The organism is Bosea sp. (in: a-proteobacteria), from assembly GCF_023953965.1.
Classification (GTDB): Bacteria; Pseudomonadota; Alphaproteobacteria; order Rhizobiales; family Beijerinckiaceae; genus Allobosea.
Genome location: NZ_JAMLIX010000001.1, coordinates 531,167 through 554,469, shown reverse-complemented (window position 1 = coordinate 554,469; position 23,303 = coordinate 531,167). Strand labels below are relative to the sequence as shown.

At 65.2% G+C, this 23,303-nt stretch carries 21 protein-coding genes; 12 read left to right on the top strand and 9 right to left on the bottom strand.

The features are described from left to right. Positions 1–5: 5 nt before the first annotated feature. The 7 genes from M9917_RS02540 to M9917_RS02510 form a co-directional block, all read right to left on the bottom strand. A complete protein-coding gene (locus M9917_RS02540) occupies positions 6–398 on the bottom strand; it encodes a hypothetical protein (RefSeq protein ID WP_297250732.1) in 393 nt (130 codons plus the stop codon). Beyond that, on the bottom strand, positions 382–738 hold the full coding sequence (locus M9917_RS02535; protein WP_297250731.1) for a hypothetical protein: 357 nt from the start codon (positions 736–738) through the stop codon (positions 382–384). The genes M9917_RS02540 and M9917_RS02535 overlap by 17 nt, the downstream gene beginning before the upstream one ends. Before the next feature lie 594 nt (positions 739–1,332). After that, on the bottom strand, positions 1,333–4,272 hold the full coding sequence (locus tag M9917_RS02530; protein WP_297250730.1) for an AAA family ATPase: 2,940 nt from the start codon (positions 4,270–4,272) through the stop codon (positions 1,333–1,335). After that, entirely contained in the window at positions 4,256–4,537 is a 282-nt protein-coding gene (locus M9917_RS02525) for a hypothetical protein (protein WP_297250729.1), read from the bottom strand. Before M9917_RS02525 ends, M9917_RS02530 begins: the two co-directional genes overlap by 17 nt. 213 nt (positions 4,538–4,750) lie before the next feature. After that, the gene (locus M9917_RS02520; protein WP_297250728.1) at positions 4,751–6,022 is read right to left on the bottom strand and encodes a tyrosine-type recombinase/integrase; all 1,272 of its coding nucleotides are present in this window, start codon (positions 6,020–6,022) and stop codon (positions 4,751–4,753) included. A 307-nt stretch (positions 6,023–6,329) separates the two neighbouring features. After that, positions 6,330–6,860, bottom strand: a complete 531-nt coding sequence (locus M9917_RS02515; protein WP_297250727.1) for a cytochrome b — start codon at positions 6,858–6,860, stop codon at positions 6,330–6,332. After that, positions 6,847–7,317, bottom strand: a complete 471-nt coding sequence (locus M9917_RS02510) for a MarR family winged helix-turn-helix transcriptional regulator (RefSeq protein ID WP_297250726.1) — start codon at positions 7,315–7,317, stop codon at positions 6,847–6,849. The genes M9917_RS02515 and M9917_RS02510 overlap by 14 nt, the downstream gene beginning before the upstream one ends. A 90-nt stretch (positions 7,318–7,407) precedes the next feature. Between M9917_RS02510 and M9917_RS02505 the strand changes: the two genes are divergently transcribed. The 3 genes from M9917_RS02505 to M9917_RS02495 all read left to right on the top strand — a co-directional run bounded on the left by M9917_RS02505 (position 7,408) and on the right by M9917_RS02495 (position 10,720). Continuing rightward, positions 7,408–7,869 carry a hypothetical protein gene (locus tag M9917_RS02505; protein ID WP_297250725.1) on the top strand — a complete coding sequence of 154 codons (462 nt, stop codon included), beginning with the start codon at positions 7,408–7,410 and terminating at the stop codon, positions 7,867–7,869. Positions 7,870–8,611: 742 nt separating this feature from the next. Next, a complete protein-coding gene (locus tag M9917_RS02500; protein WP_297250724.1) occupies positions 8,612–9,148 on the top strand; it encodes a TspO/MBR family protein in 537 nt (178 codons plus the stop codon). A gap of 114 nt (positions 9,149–9,262) precedes the next feature. Then, positions 9,263–10,720 (top strand): cryptochrome/photolyase family protein, encoded by a 1,458-nt coding sequence (locus tag M9917_RS02495; protein WP_297250723.1) that lies wholly within the window; start codon positions 9,263–9,265, stop codon positions 10,718–10,720. Between the two features lie 170 nt (positions 10,721–10,890). Here M9917_RS02495 and M9917_RS02490 read toward each other — a convergent pair whose 3' ends face one another. Continuing rightward, positions 10,891–12,225, bottom strand: coding sequence for an aminotransferase-like domain-containing protein (locus M9917_RS02490; RefSeq protein WP_297250722.1), 1,335 nt, complete (start codon positions 12,223–12,225; stop codon positions 10,891–10,893). A 103-nt stretch (positions 12,226–12,328) separates the two neighbouring features. Here M9917_RS02490 and M9917_RS02485 point away from each other — a divergent pair, with 103 nt between their 5' ends. The 5 genes from M9917_RS02485 to M9917_RS02465 all read left to right on the top strand — a co-directional run bounded on the left by M9917_RS02485 (position 12,329) and on the right by M9917_RS02465 (position 17,140). After that, positions 12,329–13,303 (top strand): substrate-binding domain-containing protein, encoded by a 975-nt coding sequence (locus M9917_RS02485; RefSeq protein ID WP_297250721.1) that lies wholly within the window; start codon positions 12,329–12,331, stop codon positions 13,301–13,303. A gap of 112 nt (positions 13,304–13,415) precedes the next feature. Further along, the gene (locus tag M9917_RS02480) at positions 13,416–14,228 is read left to right on the top strand and encodes an ABC transporter substrate-binding protein (RefSeq protein WP_465246362.1); all 813 of its coding nucleotides are present in this window, start codon (positions 13,416–13,418) and stop codon (positions 14,226–14,228) included. Between the two features lie 12 nt (positions 14,229–14,240). Further along, a complete protein-coding gene (locus tag M9917_RS02475; RefSeq protein ID WP_297250719.1) occupies positions 14,241–15,173 on the top strand; it encodes an amino acid ABC transporter permease in 933 nt (310 codons plus the stop codon). Continuing rightward, entirely contained in the window at positions 15,160–15,936 is a 777-nt protein-coding gene (locus M9917_RS02470; protein ID WP_297250718.1) for an amino acid ABC transporter ATP-binding protein, read from the top strand. The genes M9917_RS02475 and M9917_RS02470 overlap by 14 nt, the downstream gene beginning before the upstream one ends. A 19-nt stretch (positions 15,937–15,955) precedes the next feature. Then, positions 15,956–17,140 carry a M20 aminoacylase family protein gene (locus M9917_RS02465; RefSeq protein WP_297250717.1) on the top strand — a complete coding sequence of 395 codons (1,185 nt, stop codon included), beginning with the start codon at positions 15,956–15,958 and terminating at the stop codon, positions 17,138–17,140. A gap of 6 nt (positions 17,141–17,146) precedes the next feature. On the opposite strand, the gene M9917_RS02460 is transcribed toward M9917_RS02465, so the two are convergent. After that, entirely contained in the window at positions 17,147–18,112 is a 966-nt protein-coding gene (locus M9917_RS02460) for a GlxA family transcriptional regulator (RefSeq protein WP_297250716.1), read from the bottom strand. Positions 18,113–18,214: 102 nt separating this feature from the next. Here M9917_RS02460 and M9917_RS02455 point away from each other — a divergent pair, with 102 nt between their 5' ends. From M9917_RS02455 to M9917_RS02440, 4 genes are read left to right on the top strand one after another with little or no spacing between them, the layout of a single operon-like run. Then, positions 18,215–19,468, top strand: coding sequence for a sarcosine oxidase subunit beta family protein (locus M9917_RS02455; RefSeq protein WP_297250715.1), 1,254 nt, complete (start codon positions 18,215–18,217; stop codon positions 19,466–19,468). A 9-nt stretch (positions 19,469–19,477) separates the two neighbouring features. Then, entirely contained in the window at positions 19,478–19,780 is a 303-nt protein-coding gene (locus M9917_RS02450; RefSeq protein ID WP_297250714.1) for a sarcosine oxidase subunit delta, read from the top strand. Further along, a complete protein-coding gene (locus tag M9917_RS02445; RefSeq protein WP_297250713.1) occupies positions 19,777–22,791 on the top strand; it encodes a sarcosine oxidase subunit alpha in 3,015 nt (1,004 codons plus the stop codon). Before M9917_RS02450 ends, M9917_RS02445 begins: the two co-directional genes overlap by 4 nt. Beyond that, positions 22,788–23,294 carry a sarcosine oxidase subunit gamma gene (locus M9917_RS02440; protein WP_297250712.1) on the top strand — a complete coding sequence of 169 codons (507 nt, stop codon included), beginning with the start codon at positions 22,788–22,790 and terminating at the stop codon, positions 23,292–23,294. Before M9917_RS02445 ends, M9917_RS02440 begins: the two co-directional genes overlap by 4 nt. Positions 23,295–23,303: the final 9 nt, after the last annotated feature.

The following is a 23,303-nucleotide window of genomic DNA, read 5'->3' as shown; positions in this document are numbered from 1 at the left end:
CGCGCTTATTCCAGAATATCGTGCTGTACTTTCCGCTTCCTCGGCCGCGGTTGCGGTAGAAAATCCCCCCGATCAAGCGCTTCCTCTTTAGCTCTTATTCTGACGATGTCCTGCCGACATTTGTCGATCTCCTGCGCCAGTTCTTCTGCTGTCATTTCGTGTAACTGCTTCGGAGCATTGTTCTCCTTCGCATCCAAGAGACCCGCGGCCCGCAACAACAGGCCCGCGGCAGTCGCTTTCGCCGGTGCGGGAGCGGTCTTGTTCTCACAAACCTCAATGGCCGCCTTGACCGCTGAGCGAACGCCACGGCCTCGGATGAGCCTGCGGACTTCATCGCGAGCGTCCTCGGTGTCCTCGACGTCGTCTAAAAACACATCATCATCAATCTGGTCGTTCATTTGAGTACCCTTTACCGTTCTCGAGATTGGCCAGGCGTTCCTTCAGCTCGGCCTTCAGGCGATTGAGCTCGGCGAGTTCCGGCGAGATGGGCTGCGTCGGCAAACTGGCCAGATATTCGAAAGTCAGGTGTTGGGGGCGGGGCATCTTCGCCGCACGCCGCTTGGCGGCTGATCCCGGCTGGCGCGCGGCGTGCCAGGCTTTGTAGCGCGCGTACTCGGCAGGGCTCATCGCCGCGATCCTGGCCTCTCGGGCTCGTGCAGCCCGCTCGAGGGCGTGCAGCTTGCGCTGCAACCGCCTGAAGGCCGTCGGCGTGTCCCGCTTCGGAAACTGCGGCTTCAACCAGCCGTCTCCGCGTCCCGATAGCCCGCCATGTCTACAGCATACTTTCTGGCCCTTCATCGCTGGGTTGCCGCACCGCTCGCCCGTCGATTTCGCTGTGGCGTGGCAGCGGAGCGCCGAGCGGCGTTGAATTTGCCACCGGTGCGCATTCCGGCGCGCGTGCTCGCGACCGGCTGGCGTCTGCGCCCAATAGGTCCGACGCCGCTTAGCCATTCCGGGCGCCTTGAGCACTAATGACCATGGGGTATCGGGATAGGATGCGTGGTGTTGGTTGCATTTTCCGAACGTCGGACAGCTTGTCCCGATGCCGCAGGCTCCGTGGGGCCGCGGAGAAGACCATTCGTGTTCGCCTGAATTTGGTTCTCCTGTCGACCGCCTCCAGGTGGGGCGGGGGCTTGTCGGTCCCCGACGCCCCTCCTTTAGGAGGCGCAAGCGCCGCAAGCCAGCAAGCATTGAAATCATTGGGAAATTTCAAGCCTTGTTGCTTACCGGTCGGTGACAAGCGCCGATAAGCAGCCCCGAAAGCTATCAAGCTATTGATTTGTAGAGGTTTTTCGCTTGCCATCGACAAGCTACCGATAAGCACCGACAAGGTCATGATGCCTCCTTGGGCGGGATGACGGTCTTGACCATGATCCAAGGGGACGTATCGGATTGTCCGCGCTGCTCGGCGTGAATTCGGACAGTTTGTCCGGCATCTTTTATCGCTACGCCGTCCAGCAGCGCAGAAATCACCTGCCCCTGAATGGACGAGCGAACCTTGGCCTTAGTCACGCCAGCCTCGCGCATTCGTTCCCTGGCGATATTCCAGATGCTGCCCCAACTGCATTCCTGCCGGTCGCCGATCAGTTCGTTGATGATGCGGGCAATTGGTTCGGCATGGGCTGATGGCGCCTTCGGCCCGTCCTGGACGGTCAGAGTGGCGATGTTGACGAGCTCCAGCACGGGTGCCATGTCGCCCGCCATCTCGAGCGCCGCGCGCGGATCCTGGTCGAACAGAGCTGCCGCGGCCTCTGGCCGTACGCCGGAGCCGTTGCCGACGGGCACGGACACGCGCCGATAAACCAATGGCGTGGACAGCTTCTCGCCGTGGTTCAGTTTTCCATGATCGATCCTGATGAGGCGGGCATTCGGCCCGTCGAGGTTCCAATCCTTTTCGTCATCGCGCCGCCGGTCTGGCCGGACGTTCGTTGCGGTGAAGGAGCTGCGCACCTTGCCGGCCGCCGCGCTAGATCCACTGCCGGCCATCATGTCGCCGGCGTTCTCCCGTGTCGTCTTGTTCGGGTGGTGAACGACAACGATGCTGGTCTTCGTTTCGGACGCCAGCCGCGCCAGCGCTTGGAATAGTGCCTCGGCGTCTTCGGTCGAATTCTCGACGCCGCCCGTCAGAGATCTCTGCGGGTCCAGCGCAACCATCACGACGCCGTGCTTCCGAATGACCGCCTCAAGGCGAGCGAAACCGGGCGCCCTCTTCAGATCACTCCGGCCATCGGGCCGGCACATCAGGGTAAGGTGCTCGTTGTCGACGCCGCTCCACAGGATGATATCGTGCTTCATGTCGGCATCGGTCACGCCGAAGTGCCGCTGTGCCGCCGCGAGACGACGTTCCATTTCGGCGAGACGGTCCTCGGCGTTGTATATGAGGACGGGGCCGGGGCGGTGTAGTCGCACGGGGCTGATCGGCTGCCCGGTCGCGTTCTTCCCGCGGAGGATGTCTTCACGGCCGGTCGCGACCACGAGGGCAAAGAGAAGCATGAGGCTCGACTTGCCGATGCCCGGCTCACCGATGCACTGCGTGGCGTCTCCAAACGGCAGAAGAGGATCGAGAAGCCATTCCCTGACCAGGATGCCGGCCGGCGAGATCAGGCCGGTCACGACGCGCAGATCGGCCCTGCAGGCATCCGGCGGAACGGGGGCAAGGTCGGGCCGATGTGTAAGATCCGTGCTCGGCCCTGCGCTTGACGGCCCGCGGCGAACGCGCTCGATCTCTTCCGCTATCAGCGTATCCACCTCCGCCGGCGCCGCGACGAAGCTGTCCTCCCATACGACCTTTAGTTTCTCAAAGCCCTCCGGGTTCGTCGCTCGCATGATCGGGAGCCGGGAGCGGTTGGCCCTGATCTGCGCGGGCTGCCACTGTTCGGGCGGGACGATCGGGACGACGTTGTCCTCATCCTTGAAATAAAGCGCCGCCATATGATTGCCGATCGCCAGGTCGTCCAATCCGAGTGCGCGGGCCAGGTCGCCCATGCTGGCGTCAGCCGTCGGAACCGGGCCGCCGAGCACGCGGCACAGCCACGTGATCGCCTCGGGCCTTGAGGGCCGGAGCACGTTTGGATCCGGCTCGCTCACGACAGCATACAGCTCGCCGTCCCGCTCGCCGTATTCCGGGCAGCCACCGTATTCGATACCGCCATCGGCGGTTACGGTCCCGAACTCCTGGATAAACGACAGGGGCGTGTGCCCGCGCTCGGTGCCGTAATCGTGGATCCCATCGGGGAATATGGCCAGATCTTCTTCAAGCTCTCGCTCGAGATCCTCCGAGGATATCCGCAACCCGCCAGATGGGGGCACGGTTACCTCAGGCGGTAGGAGAGACGGCAGCCACTCGGCGCGACGTCGCATCGCTTCCGCCCATATGATCTCGTTCTGGGTCCGCGGCGCTTGTCGTTTTCCCGGACGCGACCTCCCGGCAGGTTCTGTGATCGAGAAGCCAGCAGCCTCGATCGCCTCGCGAATCTGTTTCCAGGTATTGTCAAAAGCGTCCTGGCTGAGCACCGGGAGGCTGTCAAAAGCGTGACGTGCCAGGTTCGTATGCTGCGGATCGCCCGACTTGTGCCAGCCCGCAATAACCACTTGCTGCCCGTGCGCCAGGAACTCGATCTTGTAGCCGTCACCGAATGAAAGCCAACGTTTGAAGAACTCGGCGCCGGCGCGCAGGAAGATCACCGTGCTCGTTGTGCCCGACCGCGTGCGGGTCGCGAGCGTGTCGGGGCGACGACCCACCTCGGCGCCGACGAGCTCACGGATCTTGGCGACCAAAGTGCGAGCTCGCTCCGCCGCAAACGAATGATCCGTGGTGGGGATCTTGATATCGATGTCGATAGCGACGACCTCGCCGAGGGCGAGGCAGAGGCCGGCATCCGGCCACAGGCGCCAGGTCCTGATATCCGCGTCCGTTACCTGGCGAGGATGTGTCCAGCCGCGCAAACCATACCAGCGCGAACCGGCGTATTTCGAGGGCAACTTGCCGTCGCTAACGATCTCAATGTGCTTTCCGCGTTTCTCTACAGAAACACGGTCGCCAGCTTTAGCGAGAGGGCGCAGGAAATCTCTGTATCCGGCCGCAACTAGGCCGTCGATGTTTTGAGCAAGCGGAGACAATTCATCCGGCTTGCTTCCCGCGGCATCAGCGCGTATATTGAGCGGGTTCATTTCTAAGCCTTTCGCGCCCGTCTTCGTTACCGCGAAGGCGGGCGTTTCTTTTTGGCTGCAAGAAGGGTTCGGATGCGGCGCGGGGTCAGACGCGCCAGGCATCCGCTGCGGCCTTCCTCCTGGCTTCGGTAGCCGCAGCTGTCTTGCGGGTGTTCGGCTGGTAGGGCTGAGCCGAAGCCAAGAAGGCGACCAATGTCTCCGTGCGGATGAACGTTCGGCCCGCAAGCTTTACAAGCTCGAGCGCGCCCGATTTTGCCGAATTGTAGGCAGTTGCGGACGAGAGACCCGTAATTACAGAAAAATCGGGGATGGAGGTAAGAGGGCGCGTTTCCCAGGCGAGCGGGACGCGCGAAATCGACTTGGCCATGGGGTGTGCTCGCTGTGCAGACTGCGAAAGGCAGCCGATGCCCGCTAGTCGAAGGCCATTAGCAGGAGGCTGGCGCTAGCACACCGACGAGGCGCCCTGAACCGCCCGTCATCGCGAACACTCGCGAAAATTGAACTGGTCGTCAAGGGTTGTTCTTACGAAGTTTTCGTAATACGCGTCAGATGACGTAATACAATAGACATACACTTCGCTTCAGAGCGTAAGAATGCCTTTCCTCGCAAGATCTTCCGTCGCATCGACGATGTAAGCCGAATAGTGCTTCTCGATCATTGGGATCGAGGTGTCGTGGAGAGCGGCCACGAGCCGAACCGGCAAGCCCGCCGTCAGCCCTCGCACAATCGACGAGTGACGCAAGCTGTACATGGTCGTTCCGGCAGGGAGCCCGGCGCTCTTGGCGACGTCCGACCATAGCGCCTGTGCCTCCGATGCCGCGGTCCAGGGCACCAGGCGGTCGCGGATCCACTCCAGCCGCTTCCCGCGCCGAAATGCCCATCGTCGGAACAGCGGCGCGCTCGCCGGTCTGCCGTCGATCGCCTTCGCCAGCTTGGCGACGACGTCCGGGGCCAGTGGATAGGCGACAGGAGCGCGAGCCTTGCCTGCCCTACCCTTGCGCGACGACGGGATCACGAGCCGGGCCTGTGCGACCTGCAGGTCGCCGACCCTGACCGCGGCAAGCTGACTGAAGCGGGCGCCCGTCGTCGCCGCAGCCGCGACAAGCTGGCCGAACTGCGGATCGAGTTCTTCAGCAGCCGCGACGGCAGCGCGGACCTGAGCATCTGTCAGCAGCATCATGGTCGCGCCGCTATCCGCCTGGAGGCACCGCGTGCCGATCCTGATCTCCTGCATGAGATGGGCGGGCAGTTCACGCCGGCGTCGCTCCGCTGCGGCATTTAGGGCGGCGCGCAGATCAGCCATGAGTCGGTTAACCGACGATGCGGCCAAGCCCTTACTCTCCGGGGCGTCCGTCTTCATTGGCACCCGATCGCGCCACGCCTCGATCGTCGAGGCACGGAGCTTCGACAAGCGCGTGGCGGCGAACGCCTTGTCGGCCAGGACATGGCCTGTCAGGCGGCTCGTCGCGTTCTCGGCTGACGATGCCGATTTCCGCTTCCGAGCTACGATGTAATCGCGAACGGCCGTCTCCACCGTAGCGGGCTGACGCGCTGCTTTCGACACCCCCGCCTCGAGCGCGGCGAATTGCTGGCGGCTCCATTCCAAGGCGGCTTCGGCCGCCGTCCGGTAGCTCAGCGCTCCTTCCACCTGGCCCCCGTCGTCAACGATGCCAAGACGGTTCTCGGAGCGATTGCCCTCCACCACGATCTTGGCAATCCAGGTTCCTGATTTGGCGGAGCGGCGGTAGCCGAGCGACACCCCGCCTCGCCCGCCGCTCACCGCGGTCCAGTATGGGTTCTTGCGCGGCTTCAACTTGGCTCGTTTCGCTGCCGTCGAGATATCAGCCTGCACGTCCTTGTCCCACACAGCGTCCCACACAGACGCTCAAAATAGGGATGACGTGCATGTTGGCAAGTTCTTATTTTCATACACTTATACACGTTACCAACGTCACAGGAAGTCGCTATGGACGCCCTCCGAAGGCAAAGGTCACACGTTCGAATCGTGTCGGGCGCGCCAAATTTCAACCATTCCAGAATAAAAATGGGCACCAGAGGTCAGCTAAACGACCACTTTGCTGCCATAGATGTCCGTGTTGCTACGCTCGGAAGCGGCCTTTAACGTTATCGCATAGGCATCGCTCAGGTTAGGCCAAAGCTTAACGCCTGTACCACATGCGCCGCACTAGCCCGTCGCCCAGCACGAACTGGTGGTAGAGGGCGGCCCCGGCATGGAACACGAGCAAGACGACCAGCAGCGAGGCGCCGATCCCGTGCGGAACGCGCGGCGGATAGTCGTGGAAGTCCGGGAGGACGCCGGAGCCACCGAAGATGGTCGGCCCGGCGCCGCTCAGCACCATCATGCCGATGCCGCTCGCCACCATCCCGAGGATTACGATGTAAAAGGCGACATGCACGAAGCGCGCGAAACGCTCTTGCCACGGCGGCGGTCCTTCCACGGGCATCGGCTTGCGGTCGAAGCGCCACCACCACACAATCCGGAAAAGGGTCAGCAACAGCACAGTGATCGCCACGGGAATGTGGACACGAAGGAACCCGGCCTGGCTTGATGAGTCCGTCGCCTGGTCGGCTTGGAAGCCGGAACCAAGCGCAACCACGATCAGAATGGCGGTGAGCCAGTGGCTGGTCACCGCCACTGAGCCATAGCGGTCCGGCCTACTCTTCAGCATCCTCTTCTCCTCGGAATTTCGTCCTCAACGCCATCATGACGCCGTGCGCCGTCTTGATCTCCCGTTCAGAAAGACCCTCAACCAACGCCTCAGCCTTGGGGTAATAGGTTGATACGGCAGCCTCGTAGGCCTCCTCGCCCTTCTCCGTCAGGACGACCAGCTTGGCGCGCCGATGATGAGGGTTCGGTTCGAACCGGATCAGCCCTTCCCTGTGCAGGTCGTTGACGATGCGCTGGACATTCTGGCGGTTCGCACCGAGGTCCCGGGCAAGCCAGGCCACGGGCTGCGGCCTCTCCGCGAAAACTATCGCGCCGAGCACCTGCCAGCGGGCGCTCGTCAGGCCAAAGGGAGCGACGAGCCTGTCGCCCCAGGCAAGCGTCAGGTTGTTCACCCGGAACAGTGCCAGGATGAGGTCGGTCAGGGCGTCTGCCGCCGGGCTTCGGTTCGTTGCTTTCATTTGTCTCCGGTGTAGCTATTTGACATCATCATGTCAATTACCATATATCCCAAACATTGTCATCATGATGTCAATCGAGGCACATAGGCCATGACCAAGATCATCCATCCCATCGCAGGCAGCGTCGCGTTGCTGACGATCGCCAGCTTCTGGCTTTCGACGGTTCTTTCCGAACTGTTCGCTTCCGAGGCGACCGTGATAGCGGTCAAGATCGCCATTCCCTGGGGTTTCCTCATCCTGGTCCCGGCGCTGGCCGCCGCGGGAGGCTCGGGGTTCGCGCTGGCGAAGGGTCGGCGCGCCGGTTTGGTCGGGGCCAAGGCCAAGCGGATGCCGTTCATCGCGGCGAACGGCATCCTGGTACTCATTCCGGCCGCGCTGTTCCTTGCGTATAAGGCGAACCACGGTGAGTTCGATGCGACATTCCACGGAGTGCAGGGCCTTGAACTGGTCGCAGGCGCGGTAAACATCACGCTGCTGGGCCTCAACATGCGCGACGGTCTTAAGATGAGGAAACGCAGACTCCTGCGCGCCTCCCAGCAGCAAGCAGCGTAAAGGGTTTGAGAGTCGTGCTGAAGAAGGCCTCGTCGATCAAATATTGGCCACCGGGCGAAAAGAAATAGACCGGGGCAATCCCCGCGCTCGCATCGACCTGGTCTACCTAAAACCGCTCTTCGATTCCTCTCGCCGACCATCGCCGATTTTCGTCGGCGAAGGGGGTTGGCAGCGATGGGGTACTTCAGAATTCAAAGCGCCTACAATGACATAGCTGTGCCCAGTTTTATCCTGAACGGTGCGCCACTCGTCCTGCGCGATTGGAAGTTTCCGGGCCACGCGAACAGCATTTTCGTGAAAACACGCGATCCAGTTGGCTATGTTTCGCTAGATCATCGCGCATCCTGTCGGACGCGGTAACGATGATCTATCTCATTGTTGGGGTATCGGATTTTTCCGAAAAGTGGATTCCAATTTTCGCATCCGATTGCTCTAGCGTCTGTCTGGCGTTCTTTCTTCGTGATCATTGCGAAACTCGAAATCTTATAAAATAAATTCGCTGCGCTCGGACGCAGCTTGCAGTCTCAAGGTTTTGATGCCACCGTGCTCGCGATCACCGGCGAGCTCTTCCGATCCAAGCCTGCCTCCACTACGTACCTAGAGCATTTTCGAGCGAAGTGGGCACCGGTTCGCGTGAAGAAAATGCGACAAAACAAGGAGCTGGAGCATTTCCGCGATTCGGAGAAACGCGGAAATGCTCCAGGTTCTGAAGTAAGATGCCCTGGACGGATGCATATCGTATTTGGCCAGTTTGAATCGTTCGGTTCAGTGTAAGCGTATGGATACTCAAGGAAATACAAATCGATCGACGGTATGGTTCAGGGCATCGGTCGCCCTGATTCCAGTGATTGCTGCATCGCTCCTGGGCCAGTGGGCGACGTATCCCAATCTGGCATCATGGTACGCAGGGCTGGTCAAGCCGTCGTTCAACCCGCCGAACTGGATTTTCGCTCCTGCCTGGACGACCCTCTATGGATTGATGGCGTATGCGATCTGGCGGGTCATGAAGGTTGCCGACAGGCCCGCAGAGCGCCGTGTCGCTCTGACGCTTTTCTTCCTGCAACTGGCGCTGAATGCGCTGTGGTCGTGGCTGTTCTTCTGGCTGAACAATCCGCTCGCCGGATTGCTGAACATCGTGCCGCAGTTGTTGCTCATTCTGGCAACGATAGACCGGTTCCGCAGGCTCGATTCCCTTGCCGCTGCGTGCTTGGTGCCTCTCGCGGCGTGGGTCGCATTTGCATCGTTGCTGAACTTTGAGATCTGGCGCCTGAACGGCTAGAGCAATTCCGCAATTCTCCGAATCGCGGGATGGTTCTAGGTCTTTGTTTTATCGCATTTTCGTCACGCGGACCGGTGTCCACTTCGCTCGAAAATGCTCTAGCGGCAGCAAACAATGGCCACGGAAGTACTGCGTTCCGATTTAGAACGTCCTGTCATCGTCTGGTTGCGTGACGATCTCCGATTATCCGACAACCCCGCGCTGACCGCTGCCGCGAACTGTGGCCGCAGGATTATCTGCGCCTTCGTGCATGACGAGGAATCCGAGGGGGTGCGTCCGCTCGGTGGTGCGGCGCGATGGTGGCTCCATGGCGCCTTGCGGGAAATGGACGATGCTCTGCGCGGCCTTGGCGGTCGTCTTTGCGTCCACCGAGGGGTCGCGTCGGTGGTCATCCCGCAGCTTGCGGCTGACAGCGAGGCGGCGGCGGTCTACTGGAACCGCCGCTATGGAGCGGCCGAGCGCCACGTCGACGAGGCCGTGAAAACCACCCTCAAAGCACAGCGGATCGAAGCGAGAAGCTTCAATGGCCACCTGCTTTACGAGCCTTGGTCGATCAAGACCGGGTCCGGCACCCCGTTCCGTGTTTTCTCCGCATTCTGGCGCGCCGCACATGGGGTCGGCGAGCCCGGCCAGCCGCTTGGCGTTCCCGCGCGGCTAAACCTGTTCCATGGTCCGTGCGGGCAGGCATCGACAACAGGCGTCGAACTTGCCGATCTGGCACTCGAGCCGACATCTCCGGATTGGGCCGGCGGGCTGCGTTCGAACTGGCGGCGCGGGGAAGCCGGCGCCCAGGCCCGGCTCGAATTTTTTTTGAACGAGCATTTGCACGAGTATGCCGATCTCAGGGATTTTCCCGACCGTTCGGCGACATCAAGGCTCTCGCCCTATCTGCGCTTTGGCAACATCTCGCCCCGGCAGCTGTGGCACGCCGCAGAGGCCGCTGCTAACGCGACGACCAGTTTGAGAGTTCATCAAAACCTCGAAAAATTCCGATCCGAATTAGGATGGCGTGAGTTTTCCTACCACCTTCTTTATCACAATCCGGAGATCGCGACCCAAAACCTGCAATCTAAATTCGATCAGATGCCGTGGCGATCAGATGCCGATGCGCTTCGAGCGTGGCAGCAAGGTAAAACCGGGTATCCGATTATCGATGCCGGCATGCGCGAACTTTGGACCACCGGTTGGATGCACAATCGTGTGCGCATGGTGGTCGCCTCGTTCCTGGTCAAGCATTTGCTGATCGACTGGCGACAGGGCGAGGCCTGGTTCTGGGACACGCTCGTGGACGCCGATCCGGCCAACAATGCGGCGAGCTGGCAATGGGTCGCCGGTTCCGGTGCGGACGCCGCTCCTTACTTCCGCGTTTTCAACCCGGTTCTGCAAGGTGAGAAATTCGATCCCGACGGCCGTTATGTCAAACGTTGGCTGCCGGAACTTGACGGTGTTTCTTCATCCGTCGTCCATAGGCCGTGGCAGCTTGGCAACAATGTCGAAGCTTACGCTGAAAGAATCGTCGAACACGGCCTGGCCCGCCAACGCGCTCTCGACGCCTTCAAGGGACTGGGCTGATTACGGCCGATAACCGGCTCCACCCGCGTGACAACATGGTTATTGGCCGCATGGTTGAAGCTGATGCTCGTCCAAGGCGAAGCGGCAGAATCCGATATCAGCGGTATTCGCTCATGTCTGAGAGAAAGGCGACGGCCGCTTCGCAGAGATCAAATGCCGGTGCCAGACAGCTAATGGCTCGGATCGGCGGCCAGCGCGATCGATTCCGCGACGCGCGCCACGTCGCCCTCCTTGAGGATGCTCGCCGCAAGCCGGATCGCATTGGTCGGGCAGGTCGAGAATTTCGCGCCGGCATGCACGGCGATGCCGCGCGCGGCGAGCGTCACCAGCGCGTAGGATTCCGATTTGACCGGGATGAAGACGCTCAACCCATGGCCGGGATCGATGTCGACGCCGCAGCGGGCGAGCTCCTCCGCCAGCCTGCGGCGCCGCACGGCGTAGACATGGCGTGCCCGTGCCACGATCCCGGCCGTCCCGGCGTCGTTCAGCAGCCACGCCGTGGCGGATTGGAGGATCCGGCTGGTCCATCCGGCGCTGAAGCTGCGGTAGGACTGCACCTGCTCGACGATCGTCGCCGAGGCCGACAGGACCGCGAGCCGCAGGTCCGGACCATGCGACTTGGAATAGGACAGGACATGGACGACACGGTCGGGGAAGCGGCGGCCGAGCGAAATCCGCGGCGCGTCGTCGAGATCGCCGACGCCGTCGTCCTCGATGATCAGGGCGTCGGAGCCGGCGAGAAGGTCGCCGAGTTCGGAAAGCCGCTCCGGCGACAGGCGCGCGCCGGTCACGCAATGCACCCGCGGCTCGAAGATGAAGGCCACCGGACGCTGCTCCAGCGCCTTGGCCAGCGAGGCCGGCAGCGGCCCGTCCCGGTCGCAGGCGACAGGGATGATCGGCACGTCCAGGTCTTCCAGAATGTCGAGCAGGCGCAACCCCGTCGGATCCTCGATGGCGATCGGCGCGCCGGGCTGCACCAGCGCGTGCAGCAGGGTGTAGATCGCGTTGTAGCCGCCATTGGTGGCCAGGAAGGCGCCGGCATCGTAAGGCCAGGACGGGCGCACCGCCGCCTCCAGCTCGGGCAGGATGCGCACCCGTTCATAGCTGTTCAGCCGCTCGGCCTGCGCGCCATGCGCCAGCGCCGCGCCAAGCGGCGGCAACAGGTCGATGTCGGGCTCGGCCGTCGCCAGCTTCAGCACGTCCGGCCCGTAATTGCCGACGCTCAGATGCCGCTCCGGGCGCGCGGCGAAGCGATCGGCCATCACCCAGGCGCCGTTGCGCCCCCTGCCGCCGATGATCTTGTGGCGCCTGAGCTCGCTCCAGGCCAGCGAGACAGTGGCGGGGCTGACGCCGAGCGCATAGGCGAGTTCGCGAACGGGCGGCAGCTTGGAGCCGACCGGCAGCGCGCCGCTGCGGATCAGCGCGCCGGTTTCCCGCGCGATGCCCCGCGTCGTGCGATTGCCCAGCCGCTCGGCGAACCACCCGGCATCGAAAGCATCGGACATGCAGGCCTCCGGAAATTAAATGTCCGATAACGTAATAACATTTGAATGCCAAGACATAAACATTTATGTGCCGCATACTCCACCGCAACAGGGGGTGTTGTCGATGCGTACGCAGATCAGGATTGCCACTCGCGATTGGGATTATCTGACGCCGCTCATTTTGGGCGACGTGAAATCGGACGAATTCGACGTGAAGGTGGACCGGGTCGGGACTCTGATCTCCGACCTCGGTTCGGATCCCAACTATGAAGCGGCGGAGGTTTCCTTCAGCCGCTACGCCTCGGCGATGGCCGGGGGCGAAACGCGGATCGTCGGCCTGCCCTGCTTCATCATGCGGGGGTTTCGCCATCGCTGTATCATCGTGCGCGACGACAGCCCGTTGCAGACCCTGGCCGATCTCGCCGGCAAGCGCATCGGCGTCACCGGCTGGCGCGATTCCGGCAACACCTGGACCCGCGCGCCGGTGCGCCGGGCAGGGGTGGGCGTCGATGACGCCTACTGGTTCGCCGGCCGCCTGACGGCCCAGCACCCGATCACCGATAGGCTCGACGGCTTCGGCCGGCCCGGCCGCATCGAGGCCTGCCCGGGCGAGCGGCCGATGATGGAGCTTCTGGCCGACGGCGGGCTGGACGCGGTGTTCACGCCGTTCATGCCTGACGGCTATTTCGGCAAGGGCGGCGGCTTCCGCCAGCTCCTGCGCGACTTCCGCGCCGCCGAGCGCGATTATTTCAACGAGGTCGGCTATGTGCCCGGCATGCATCTCGTCGCGATCAAGACCCCCGTCGCCGAGCGGCATCCGAACCTCGCCGGCGAACTGACCCGGCTCGTTGGCGAAAGCCAGCGCGTCTGGACGGAAAAGCGCCGCAAATATGCCGAGACCTCGCCCTGGATCATCGAGGAATTGCTGCACGCCGCGCGCGATCTGCCGCCGGACTGGAACGACAACGGTCTCGAGGTCAATCGCCGGATGATCGGCGACTTCGCGTCCGAGCTGCACGAGCAGGGCATTCTCGCCAAGGCCTTGTCGGTCGAGGCGCTGTTTCCGCACGAAGCCCGGACCGGGGCGAGCGCGGCCTGAAGCCTGACTCCTGAGGATCAAACCAGAAAAAGCACAACGGGAAGGAATTTGAGCCATGAAGAAGAGAACGTTCATCCTCGCCTCCATCGCCGCCCTCCTGGCGCATGGCGCCATGGCGCAGGACATCCGCAAGCAGGAGCTCAACAACGATCTCCGCGCCCGGCTGCCGCAGGAGATCCGCGACGCCGGCAAGATGGTCGCCGTCAACAACGGCTCGTTTCCTCCCTATGAGATCGTGACCGGCACCAAGCTCGAAGGCGCGACCAAGGACTTCTCCGACGCCATCGGGCAGATTCTCGGCGTCGAGATCGGGCATGCCTCCGTCGCCGGCCTGCCGGCGCTGCTCAGCGGGATCAATTCCGGCCGCTATCAGTTCGCCATGGGGCCGGTCGGCGACTATCCGGACCGCCAGAAGTCGAACGACTTCGTCGACTGGGTACGCGAATATGTCGTCTTCGCCGTCGAGAAAGGCAACCCGCAGGGCATCACCTCGCTCGACACCGCCTGCGGCAAGCGCATCGCCGTGATGTCCGGCGGCTCGGCCGAGAAGGTCATCAAGGAGCACTCCGAGAAATGCGCCGCCGCCGGCAAGCCCGCCGTCGAGGTGCAGTCCTTCACCGACCAGCCGAGCTCGATCCTCGCGGTGAGGTCGAAGCGCTCGGATGCCTTCTTCTCCTCCCAGGCGCCGCTGACCTATTTCGTGCAGCAGGCCAACGGCCAGCTCGAGCTCTCCGGCGTCGGCCAGTCGAACGGCTTCAAGGACATCTACCAGGGCGCGGTGGTGCAGAAGGGCTCGCCTCTCGCCGGCGTGCTGCTCGATGCCTTCAAGATCCTGATCGGCAACGGCACCTATGCCGCGATCATGAAGAAGTGGGGCCTGGAGAACAACATGACCGACAAGCCCGGCATCAACCAGGGCATCTGAGGGAAAGGCGCCATGACGGAGCTGACAGCGGGTGCCGCGGCGGCGTTGCCGCGGCTGCCTGACGACGCTTTGCGCGACGTCAAGCACGCGCACCGGCCCTTTCCCCTGGGCCGGGTCGCGCTCTGGACCGCGACGCTCGCCATTGCGGCGGGGTTCGCCTACATCGTCGCGGTCAATCCGAATTTCGGGTGGCCGGTCGTCGCGCAGTATTTCTTCGATCCCACCGTCATGCAGGGCCTGACGGTCACGCTCGGCCTGACGGTGGTGGCGATGGTGATCGGCGTCGCGCTGGGGTTGATCCTCGCCGTCGCGCGCATGTCGAAGGACAAGCTCGCCTCCTCGCTCGCCGGCCTGTTCGTCTGGTTCTTCCGCGGCACGCCGCTCCTGGTCCAGCTCATCATCTGGTACAATCTCTCGACGCTGTTCCCGCGCATCTCGCTCGGCTTCGTGAGCTGGAAGACCAACGACCTGATCACCCCGCTGACGGCGGCCATCATCGGCCTTGCGCTGAACGAGGCGGCCTATATGGCGGAGATCATCCGCGGCGGCCTGCTTTCGGTCGACAAGGGCCAGGCCGAAACGGCGGAGGCGTTCGGCATGACCCGCGCCCGCGCCTTGCGGCGCATCATCATCCCGCAGGCGATGCGCTCGATCGTGCCCCCGACCGGCAACCAGCTCATCAGCATGATCAAGGCGACCTCGCTGGTCAGCGTCATCGCCATGGCCGACCTGCTCTACTCGGTGCAGTCGATCTACAACCGCACCTTCGAGGTGATCCCGCTGCTGATGGTCGCGGTGGCCTGGTATCTGCTGATCACGTCGATCCTCAATGTCGGCCAGAGCGCCATCGAGCGCTACTACAACCGCGGCGAACGCGGAACGCAGGCCGCCGCACAAAAGAAGGCAGCGGCACTCCCGAAGGAGGCCGGCAATGAAAACGCCTGACGCGAAGGCCCTCGTCCGCGCCCGCAACGTCCACAAGGCGTTCGGGCCGCAGGAAGTCCTCAAGGGCATCGACCTCGACGTGTCGCCCGGCGAGGTGGTGGTGATCCTGGGGCCTTCCGGCTCCGGCAAGTCGACCTTCCTGCGCTGCATCAATCATCTGGAGGCGATCGACCAGGGGTCGATCGAGGTGGATGGCGAGCAGATCGGCTACCGCCTCCACAATGGCCGGCTGGACAAATTGTCCAACGGCCAGGTCGCCGCGCAGCGGCGCAACATCGGCATGGTGTTCCAGCAGTTCAACCTCTACCCGCACATGACGGCGCTGGAGAACGTGATCGAGGCGCCGGTCGGCGTCCATGGGCAGCGCCGCGACGAAGCGATCAGCTATGCGCGCGAGCTTTTGACCCGCGTCGGGCTGGCGGAGAAGATGGATTCCTATCCGCGGCAGCTCTCCGGCGGCCAGCAGCAGCGCGTGGCGATCGCCCGCGCGCTGGCGATCAAGCCGAAGCTGATGCTGTTCGACGAGCCGACCTCGGCGCTCGATCCCGAGCTGGTGGGTGAGGTGCTGACGACCATGCGCGATCTCGCCAAGCAGGGCCTGACCATGATCGTGGTCACCCACGAGATCGGCTTCGCCCGCGAGGCGGCCGACCGCGTGGTGTTCATGGACGGCGGCTACGTCGTCGAATCGGGGACGCCGGAGGAGGTGATCGGCGCCCCGAAGCATCCGCGCACCCGCAGCTTCCTCGCCCGCTTCATCTGACCTAAGGAAGGCGATCGCCATGCCCGCAGCCTCGAACCAGTTCGCCAGCCTCGCCGATTTCGCCGACAAGGCCGGGGACCTCGCCGCCACGCGCCATCACCTGCACGCGCACCCCGAACTGTCCTTCGAGGAGCACGAGACGGCGCGATACGTGGCCGAGCGGCTGGAGAGCTTCGGCTATGAGGTCGCCCGCAATGTCGGCGGGCTCGGCGTCGTCGGGCGGCTCAGCCAGGGCGAGGGGGGACGCAGCATCGCCATCCGCGCCGACATGGACGCGCTGCCGATCGCCGAGGCGACGGGCCTGCCCTACGCCAGCACGGCGCCGGGCAAGATGCATGCCTGCGGCCATGACGGGCACACCACGATGCTGCTCGGGGCGGCCGAATATCTCGCCCGGACCCGGCGCTTCACCGGCACGGTCAACCTCGTCTTCCAGCCGGCCGAGGAGGCCGGAAAGGTGAGCGGGGCGCAGGCGATGATCGCCGACGGCCTGTTCGAGCGCTTCCCCTGCGACGCCATCTTCGGGCTGCACAACCATCCGGGCGCGCCGGCCGGTTCGTTCCTGATGCGTGCAGGCCCGCTGATGGCGGCGGCCGACACCGTGACGATCACCGTGACCGGCCGCGGCGGCCATGCCTCGCGCCCGCATCTGACGATCGATCCGATCGTGACGGCGGCGAACCTGGTGATGACCCTGCAGACCGTGGTCTCGCGCAATGTCAGCCCGCTGGAAACGGCGGTGGTGACCGTCGGCACGATCCACGGCGGCACGGCGACCAACGTGATCCCTGAAAGCGCGGAGCTGACGCTCAGCGTCCGCTCCTTCTCGCGCGAGGTGCGCGAAACGCTGGAGCGCCGCATCCGCGCCATTGCCGCCTCGGTCGCCGAGGCGCATGGGGCGCGCGTCGAAGTCGACTACGAGAAGGGCTATCCGGTCGTCATCAACGCCGAGCCGGAAACCGCCTTCGCGACCGAGGTCGTGACGGAACTGGTCGGCGCGGAGAATGTCGCGGTCTGCCCGCTGATTCCCGGCAGCGAGGATTTCTCCTATTTCCTCGAGCACAAGCCCGGCTGCTTCCTGCGGCTCGGCAATGGCGAGGACTCGGCGATCCTCCACAGCTCGAAATATGATTTCAACGACAAGAGCCTGACCGCCGGCGCGGCGATGTGGGCGCGGCTCGCCGAGCGGTTTCTCGCCGCCTGATCGCGATCAGAGCGGCTCCCGGGCTTTCCGAAAGGCGTCCGGCGTCATGCCCTCCGCCGTACGGAACACGCGGATGAGATGAGGCAGGTCGCAGAAGCCGGTATCGGCCGCGATCCGGGTGGCCGATCGCGTCGTCGTCTTCAGCAGGTGCTTGGCCTGTTCGACCCGGACCAGGTGGTCGACTTCGCGCGGCGTCATGCCCAGAGCCTCGCGGACATGCCGCTCCAGCTTGCGCCGGCTCACCCCGAGCTGCGCCGCGAGCCGCGCGATCGACAGCGGGGTGTCGATCGATTGCTGCATCAGGAGGAGCGCCTTGCGCACCAGGGGATCATGCGCCACCAGCGCCAGCGGCATGCCCGGCTGCGGTTCCTCGGCCGCCATCGCCTCGTCGATGATCATGATGTGCAGGCTCTTGGCGGCCCGCGCCCGGCCGAGATGGCGTTCGACGATGAAGGCGGCCAGATGCGCCGAGGAGACCCCGCCCGAGCAGGTCAGCCGGTCGCGGTCGACCACGAAGATCTGATCCGAGACCGCCTCGAGCCCGTCGAAGCGCTCGAGAAAATCGGCGTGGTGGAACCAGCTCACGCAGGCGCGATAGCCCTGCATCAGGCCGGCCCGGTGCAGGATGAAGGTGCCGGTGCAGACACCGACGAGCGGCACGCCCGCCGCCGCCGCGCGCCGGAGGAAGCCGACCGTGTCGGGATGCAGCTTCTCGATCTCGTCGACCAGCCCGCCGACGACGACGAGATAGTCGAAGCGGGCCGGATCGCCGAGCCGCTCCTCCGGCTGGACGGTGATGCCGCAGCTCGAGGCGATCGCCTCCATCGTCGGCGAGAGCACGCGCCAGCCGCAGAGGATCGGCCGCGAGCGGTCGCCCTCGTCGGCCGAGAGGCGCAGCACATCGACGAAGTTCGCGAAGGCGCAGAGTGTGAACCGCCGCGCCAGGATGAAACCGACCTTGAGCGTCGCCATTTCGCCTCCATGGCGTAAACATACAGCATGGATGACGGATTCATACAGCCATAATCCGCGCGGTTGCGGCATGGATTTCAGTGACGAATTCCAGGAGGCCGCATGACGCATTTTTCTTTCGCGCAGGTCCTCAAGGGCGCGCTGACCGGGCAGAAGAACTGGACGCCGCAATGGCCGGAGGCTGAGCCCAGGGCGGCTTACGACGTCGTGATCGTCGGTGCCGGCGGGCATGGCCTCGGCACGGCCTATTACCTCGCCAAGGAGCACGGCGTCACCAATGTCGCGGTGATCGACAAGGGCTGGCTCGGCGGCGGCAATACCGGCCGCAACACCACGATCATCCGCTCGAACTATCTCTATGACGAGAGCGCGCGCCTCTACGACCACGCGCTCGACCTCTGGGAGGATCTCTCCCAGGACCTGAACTACAACGTGATGTATTCGAAGCGCGGCGTGATGATGCTGGCGCACAACGTCCACGACATCCAGTCCTTCCAGCGCCATGTCCATTCGAACCGCCTGAACGGCGTCGACAATGCCTGGCTGACGGCTGAAGAGGCGAAGCGCTTCTGCCCGCCGCTCGATATCTCGCCATCGGCCCGCTATCCTGTCGTGGGCGCAGCCCTCCAGCGCCGCGCCGGCACCGCCCGGCACGACGCCGTCGCCTGGGGCTATGCCCGCGGCGCGGCGGCGAGGGGCGTCGACATCATCCAGAACTGCCCGGTGACGGCGATCCGCCGCGGGCCGGACGGGCGCGTCAGCGGCGTCGAGACGGGCAAGGGCTTCATCGCCGCCAAGAAGGTCGCGGTCGTCGCCGCCGGCAACACCTCGGTCGTGATGGACACCGCCGGCGTACGCCTGCCGCTCGAATCCTATCCGCTGCAGGCGCTGGTCTCCGAGCCGGTGAAGCCGGTCTTCCCCTGCGTCGTGATGTCGAACTCGGTGCATGCCTATATCAGCCAGTCCGACAAGGGCGAGCTCGTCATCGGCGCCGGCACCGACCAGTATGTCAGCTATTCCCAGCGCGGCGGCCTGCCGCTGATCGAGCATACGCTGGCGGCGATCTGCGAGATCTTCCCGCTCTTCCGGCGCATGCGCATGCTGCGCAAATGGGGCGGCATCGTCGACGTGACGCCGGACCGCTCGCCGATCATCGGGAAGACCCCGGTGCCGGGCCTCTATGTCAATTGCGGCTGGGGCACCGGCGGCTTCAAGGCGACGCCGGGCTCAGGCCATGTGCTCGCGCACACCGTCGCGCGCGACGAGCCGCATCCGATCAACGCGCCCTTCACGCTCGAACGCTTCACCACCGGCCGGCTGATCGACGAGGCGGCCGCGGCCGCCGTCGCGCACTGAGGACCCGCCATGCTGCTGATCCGCTGCCCCTATTGCGAGCGGGACCTGCCCGAGCTCGAATTCGCCTATGCCGGCGAGGCGCATATCGCCCGGCCGCAGGACCCCTCAGCGCTGACCGACGAGGAGTGGCGCGACTTCCTCTTCATCCGCTCGAACCCGCGCGGCGTCCATTTCGAGCGCTGGCGCCATATCCATGGCTGCGCCCGCTTCTTCAACGCGGCGCGCGAGACCGTCTCCGACCGGTTCCTGCGCACCTACAAGGCCGGCGAATCCCGGCCCGACCTCTCCGGCCCGGCGGGAGGCGCCGCATGACCAGCCATCGTCTCGCGAACCGCGGCCGCGTCGATCACGGAAAGCCGGTCCGCTTCAGCTTCGACGGCAGGAGCTATCAGGGGCTCGCCGGCGACACGCTGGCCTCGGCGCTGCTGGCCAACGGCGTCCATCTGATGGGCCGCTCCTTCAAGTACCACCGCCCGCGCGGCGTGGTCTCCGCCGGCTCCGACGAGCCGAACGCGCTGATGGGCACGAGCCGCGGCCCCGGCCGCTTCGAGCCGAACACCCGCGCGACGCTGCAGGAGCTGCGCGAGGGGCTCGTGGCGGTGAGCCAGAACCGCTGGCCTTCGCTCTCCTTCGACCTCGGCGCGATCAACGACCGACTGGGTTCGCTGTTCTCGGCCGGCTTCTACTACAAGACCTTCATGTGGCCGCGCTCCTTCTGGGACCGCGTCTATGAGCCGATCATCCGCAACGCGGCCGGCCTCGGCGTCTCCCCGTCCGAGCCCGATGCCGACCGCTATGCCAGCCGCTTCGCCCATGTCGACGTGCTCGTCGTCGGCGCCGGCCCCGCGGGCCTTGCCGCGGCGCTCGCCGCCGGCCGCTCCGGCGCCTGCGTCATGCTGGTCGACGAGACGGCCGAGCCCGGCGGCAGCCTGCTCTGCGAGCCCTCGGTCGCGATCGACGGCAAGCCGGCCTGGGACTGGCTGGCCGTGACGCTCGCGGAGCTTTCCGCGCTCCCGAACGTCACGATCATGCCCCGTACGACGGCGATCGGCTATTACCACCAGAACCTCCTCGGCCTCGCCCAGCGCCTGACCGACCACCTCGCCGCGCCGCCCGAGGGTGCGCCGCGCGAACGGCTCTGGCGCGTCAGGGCCCGCGAGGTCGTGCTGGCGCAGGGCGCGCTGGAAAAGCCGCTCGTCTTCGACGGCAACGACCGTCCCGGCGTGATGCTGGCCGGCGCCGCCCAGACCTTCCTCAATCGCTACGGCGTCAAGGTGGGGAACCGCCCCGCCATCGTCACAGCCCATGACTCGGCCTGGTATGCGGCCTTCGATCTGGCGGAGGCGGGCACCAGGCCCGCCGCCATCGTCGACATCCGCGCCGAGATCGACCCGGCGCTTGCGGCGCGCGCCCGCGCGCTCGGCATCGAGGTTCTCTCGGGCCATACCGCGACCGGAACCGAGGGCCGGCTGCGGGTCAAGGCGCTGCGCGTCAACCGGATCGAGAACGGCAAAGCGGGCGCGGCCCGCAGCATCGCCTGCGACGCCGTGCTGATGTGCGGCGGCTGGACGCCGAGCCTGCACCTTTTCTCCCACACCAGGGGCAGCCTCGTCTGGGACGACGCGCTCAAGGCATACCTCCCCGGCGAGAAGACCGAAGCCGTCCATATCGCGGGCGCCGGCCGCGGGCTCTGGGGCATCGCCGCCGCTCTCGCCGATGGCGCTATCGCCGGCGCCGAGGCCGCCCGCGCCGCCGGGTGCGACGCGGTGGCGCAGGACCATGCCGTCGCCGCCGACCGCACCGGCTCCGGCGTCACGGTCGAGGAGCTCCCGAGCGACCGCGATCCGGGCCGCGCCAAGGCCTTCATCGATTTCCAGAACGACGTCACCGCCAAGGATATCCGGCTCGCGGTGCGCGAGGGCATGCGCTCGATCGAGCACGTCAAGCGCTACACCACCAACGGCATGGCGACCGACCAGGGCAAGATGTCGAACATCAACGGCCTGATGATCGCCGCCGATGCGCTGGGCCAAGCGCCGCCGGAAGTCGGCCTCACCACCTTCCGCCCGCCCTATACGCCGACGAGCTTCGGCACCGTGGCCGGCTACCGGCAGGGCGCGACCTTCGAGGTCACGCGCAAGGCGCCGATGGATGGCTGGGCGCAGGCTCGAGGCGCGGTCTTCGAGCCTGTCGCCCTGTGGCGCCGCGCCCGCTACTTCCCGCAAGCCGGCGAGGACATGCACGCGGCCGTCAATCGCGAATGCCGCGCGGTGCGCAGCGCCGTCGGCATCTTCGACGCCTCGACGCTCGGCAAGATCGAGGTCGTCGGCCCCGATGCCGTCACCTTCATGGAGCGGATGTACACCAATCCCTGGGCGAAGCTCGCCGTCGGGCGCTGCCGCTACGGGCTGCTGCTCGGCGAGGACGGCTTCATCCGCGACGACGGCGTCATCGGCCGGCTGGCGCCGGATCGTTTCCACGTCACCACGACCACCGGCGGCGCGGCGCGCGTGCTGAACATGATGGAGGACTATCTCCAGACCGAATGGCCGGACCTCAAGGTCTGGCTCACCTCGACCACCGAGCAATGGGCCGTCATCGCCGTGCAGGGGCCTCATGCGCGCAAGCTGATCGCGCCCTTCGTCGAGGGGCTCGACATCTCGGAAGCCGCCTTCCCGCATATGGCGGTCGCCGCCTGCACCGTCGCCGGCCTCCCGGCCCGGCTGTTCCGCGTCTCCTTCACCGGCGATCTCGGCTTCGAGATCAATGTCCCCGCCCGTCACGGCCCGGCGCTCTGGGACAAGCTCATGGCGGCGGGAAAGCCCTATGGCATCACGCCCTACGGCACCGAGACGATGCATGTGCTGCGCGCCGAGAAGGGCTACATCATCGTCGGCCAGGACACCGACGGCACGCTGACCCCGGACGATGCCGGCCTGAGCTGGGCGATCGGCAAGGCGAAGCCCGATTTCGTCGGCAAGCGCTCGCTGTCGCGGCCCGACATGCTGGCGAAGGGCCGCAAGCAGCTCGTCGGGCTCCTGACCGACGACCCGAAGACCGTGCTGGAGGAGGGCGCCCAGATCGTCGCCGATCCGAACGAGCCGAAGCCGATGACCATGCTCGGCCACGTCACCTCCTCCTATTGGAGCGAGGCGCTCGGCCGCTCGATCGCCATGGCGGTCATCGCCGACGGCCGCGCCCGGGACGGCGGGACGCTGTACGTTCCCATGCCGGACCGGACGATTTCCGCCCGCGTCGTCAGGAGCACCGTCTTCTTCGATCCCGAAGGCAGCCGTCTCAGCGCCGGGGAGAAAGCATCATGACCGCTCCCGTGACGATCACCGCCCTGCCGGCGGGCGCGCGCTTCTCGCTGCGCACCGGCGATCCCGCCACCGTCGGCGCCGGGCTCGGCCTCGAGCTGCCGGCGAGGGTCGGCCAGCGTGCCGTCGCCGGCGCCCGCGCGGCGCTGTGCCTCGGGCCGGACGAATGGCTGGTCGAGGCGCCCGAGGGGGAGGGCGCCGCCATCGCCGATGCCTTCGCCGGGCTGGTTGAGCGGCTGACGTTCAGCGCCGTCGAGGTCTCCGACCGCGAGGTCGGCTTCGCCCTCGCGGGCCCCGCCGTGCTCGACCTCATCGCCACCGGCTGCCCGCGCGATCCCGCGAAGCTTCCGGTCGGTTCCGGCTGCCGCACCATCTTCGACAGCGTGCAGGTCGTGCTGACCCGCGAGGCGCAGGACTGCTTCCATCTGACGGTCTGGCGCTCCTTCGCGCCCCATCTTCGCGCCCTTCTCGACATCGCCGCCCGCGAGCTCGCCGCCGGTCTTTGAAACACGAGG

Bases quoted from the DNA above. Each gene is read 5' to 3' on its own strand.
- M9917_RS02540 (WP_297250732.1), bottom strand. From the start codon at position 398: ATGAACGACCAGATTGATGATGATGTGTTTTTAGACGACGTCGAGGAC.
- M9917_RS02530 (WP_297250730.1), bottom strand. From the start codon at position 4,272: ATGCCTGGCGCGTCTGACCCCGCGCCGCATCCGAACCCTTCTTGCAGC.
- M9917_RS02525 (WP_297250729.1), bottom strand. From the start codon at position 4,537: ATGGCCAAGTCGATTTCGCGCGTCCCGCTCGCCTGGGAAACGCGCCCT.
- M9917_RS02515 (WP_297250727.1), bottom strand. From the start codon at position 6,860: ATGCTGAAGAGTAGGCCGGACCGCTATGGCTCAGTGGCGGTGACCAGC.
- M9917_RS02510 (WP_297250726.1), bottom strand. From the start codon at position 7,317: ATGAAAGCAACGAACCGAAGCCCGGCGGCAGACGCCCTGACCGACCTC.
- M9917_RS02505 (WP_297250725.1), top strand. From the start codon at position 7,408: ATGACCAAGATCATCCATCCCATCGCAGGCAGCGTCGCGTTGCTGACG.
- M9917_RS02495 (WP_297250723.1), top strand. From the start codon at position 9,263: ATGGCCACGGAAGTACTGCGTTCCGATTTAGAACGTCCTGTCATCGTC.
- M9917_RS02490 (WP_297250722.1), bottom strand. From the start codon at position 12,225: ATGTCCGATGCTTTCGATGCCGGGTGGTTCGCCGAGCGGCTGGGCAAT.
- M9917_RS02485 (WP_297250721.1), top strand. From the start codon at position 12,329: ATGCGTACGCAGATCAGGATTGCCACTCGCGATTGGGATTATCTGACG.
- M9917_RS02480 (WP_465246362.1), top strand. From the start codon at position 13,416: ATGGCGCAGGACATCCGCAAGCAGGAGCTCAACAACGATCTCCGCGCC.
- M9917_RS02475 (WP_297250719.1), top strand. From the start codon at position 14,241: ATGACGGAGCTGACAGCGGGTGCCGCGGCGGCGTTGCCGCGGCTGCCT.
- M9917_RS02470 (WP_297250718.1), top strand. From the start codon at position 15,160: ATGAAAACGCCTGACGCGAAGGCCCTCGTCCGCGCCCGCAACGTCCAC.
- M9917_RS02465 (WP_297250717.1), top strand. From the start codon at position 15,956: ATGCCCGCAGCCTCGAACCAGTTCGCCAGCCTCGCCGATTTCGCCGAC.
- M9917_RS02460 (WP_297250716.1), bottom strand. From the start codon at position 18,112: ATGGCGACGCTCAAGGTCGGTTTCATCCTGGCGCGGCGGTTCACACTC.
- M9917_RS02455 (WP_297250715.1), top strand. From the start codon at position 18,215: ATGACGCATTTTTCTTTCGCGCAGGTCCTCAAGGGCGCGCTGACCGGG.
- M9917_RS02450 (WP_297250714.1), top strand. From the start codon at position 19,478: ATGCTGCTGATCCGCTGCCCCTATTGCGAGCGGGACCTGCCCGAGCTC.
- M9917_RS02445 (WP_297250713.1), top strand. From the start codon at position 19,777: ATGACCAGCCATCGTCTCGCGAACCGCGGCCGCGTCGATCACGGAAAG.
- M9917_RS02440 (WP_297250712.1), top strand. From the start codon at position 22,788: ATGACCGCTCCCGTGACGATCACCGCCCTGCCGGCGGGCGCGCGCTTC.